This window comes from Burkholderia sp. E168m15, assembly GCF_016586105.1.
GTDB classification, from domain to species: domain Bacteria; phylum Pseudomonadota; class Gammaproteobacteria; order Burkholderiales; family Burkholderiaceae; genus Burkholderia; species Burkholderia orbicola.
In genome coordinates, this window is record NZ_BCPO01000145.1 from 1 (window position 1) to 2,117 (window position 2,117).

Here is a 2,117-nt window from a genome sequence, read left to right on the forward strand (position 1 = left end):
ACGAGGCGGCGGCAGCCGGCGCGGACCGGCGTCCGCGGCACAGGATCGGGAAGTTCCCAGTGTCGGGGCCCGACCGCATGCAAGTCTGTCCCGAAAGTTTCGTGAAAGTGTGCCGATTTGTACGCGATTGTCGGAGTGTGTCGTGCCGGCCGCCGCGTCAACACGCTGAAAGGTTCGGTCCGGCTGCATCCGAGGAGCGCCAGAGCATGTCCTTCGCCCCGCTTTCCGTCGATCGGTCGGCGCGCGACCGATCGACGCGGCCGGCGGCCCTGTCATCCCATGTCTGGGCCTCCGCGCGCGCCGGCCCGGCCACCGCTGGTCGCCGCTATCGCCCGCGTGGGCTGACGCCTCGGGAATGACCATGAATCGTCAGACATCGTTTCATCTGAAACGGAAATAGACTCGATCCGGGTTTATTGCGGATTATCACTTGCGTTTCACACCAGTCTATCTAGACTGTTCAAGTCAAAACGGTCGAATGTGTCATCTTTTTCAGGAGACGATCCAATGCGCCTCACCATTCGGATTAATGGCAGCGAATCGGCAACCCGGCATTCCTTCGCGGTCTTGTGGGTCGATACCGACGAAGGGCTGTGGTCGCGCGAGGCACATCAGGGCATCGACCTTCCGACCTGGGGCAAGATCCGCGACGTCGAAGGCGCGATGGCGCTGTGCGCGGCCGACAGCGGCAATGCCGTCTGTCAGTTGAAGGGGCTGTCGTTCGATGCGATGCGCCGCGAACAGGGCCCCGCGGTGCTCGCCGGCGAGCACCCCGACGGCGCGTGGCGCCTGCAGGCGGTCGATACCTGCACGACCCAGCCGGAATACCGGGAATTTATTTCCGTTGCCCGATAGGTATTATTGACATCAATCGTCTACGGTTTTCGGGTTTATTCCGGTAGCAGTGATATTCATTTCGATATTCAGCAATAATGGCGCCTCGGTTCGAGGCGCTTTTCATTTTATGGATTAAAGAAATAACCGGCGTGCGGGCAATTGATCGCGCGCCACGGGCGATCGCGAGCGAGCGATATCCCGAACCGCCTGCCCGAATCGGCATGCGATGATCGCGCAGGTTTCGTCCTCATCCGCCGCCGCCGAATCCCGCGTTGGCCCCACCTTTCCTGCCGTTTCCCTTCCCCTGTTCCAGATGGCCTGACCTTCGCCTTTTTGAAGGGCCGGAACATACTTTCCCCACACGATGTTTACTCCTTTATTACAATCGCATTATTCAGACTGACCCGCCGCCGCCCGGCGGCCCGACCCGGCCATTGCATGAGCGTGAAAAAGAAGACCCACCCTGCCGATCCATACGCGGCGGCGACCAAGAATCCGATGCTCGCGTCGCGCCTGCCGATGTGGCGCTCGAGGCTGATCGTGGTCGTCGTGTTCCTCGCGTTCGCCGCGCTGATCGCGCGCGCTTTCTGGGTGCAGGTCGCGAACCAGGATTTCTACGTCGGTCAGGGCCAGAAGCGCTACCAGCGCACGATCGAGCTCGATGCGATGCGCGGGCGCATCGTCGACCGCAACGGCGCGATGCTCGCGGTCAGCCTGTCGACCTATGAAATCTGGGCGAACCCGAAACAGGTCGCCGACACCGACTACCCGCAGATCGCGAAGCTGCTCGACCTGCCGCTCGTCGAGGTGAAGCGGCGTCTCGGCAACGACAAGACGTTCGTGCTGCTCAAGCGGCAGGTCGACGCGGACACCGCGAGCCGGCTCGACAAGCTCGCGATCGACGGCATCACGCAGATCGCCGATTCGAAGCGCTTCTACCCGGAAGGCGAATCGGCCGCGCACGTGGTCGGCTTCACGAACGTCGAGGACAAGGGCCAGGAAGGCGTCGAGCTCGCGGCGAATGCGCGCCTGCAAGGCACGTCCGGCCAGCGCGAGGTGATCCGCGACCGGCTCGGCCGCATCGTGTCGGACACGCGCCCGCTCGTCCCCGCGCAGCACGGCGCGACGATCGAACTGACGATCGACCGCCGCATCCAGCAGCTCGCCTTCAGCCAGCTCAAGGCGGCCGTGATCGAGAACAACGCGGTGGCCGGCAGCGTCGTCGTGCTCGACGCGCAGAACGGCGAGATTCTCGCGCTCGCGAACTATCCGACCTTCGA

At 63.2% G+C, this 2,117-nt stretch carries 2 protein-coding genes; both read left to right on the top strand.

Annotation, left to right across the window (positions count from 1 at the left end; translation table 11 throughout):
* The first annotated feature begins 507 nt into the window (after nucleotides 1-507).
* Nucleotides 508-855 carry a DUF3564 family protein gene (locus JMF86_RS21400; protein WP_011547844.1) on the top strand — a complete coding sequence of 116 codons (348 nt, stop codon included), beginning with the start codon at nucleotides 508-510 and terminating at the stop codon, nucleotides 853-855.
* 420 nt (nucleotides 856-1,275) lie between these two features.
* On the top strand, nucleotides 1,276-2,117 hold an 842-nt coding region (locus JMF86_RS21405; RefSeq protein WP_374039679.1), incomplete at its 3' end, for a peptidoglycan D,D-transpeptidase FtsI family protein.

Bases quoted from the DNA above. Each gene is read 5' to 3' on its own strand.
- JMF86_RS21400 (WP_011547844.1), top strand. From the start codon at position 508: ATGCGCCTCACCATTCGGATTAATGGCAGCGAATCGGCAACCCGGCAT.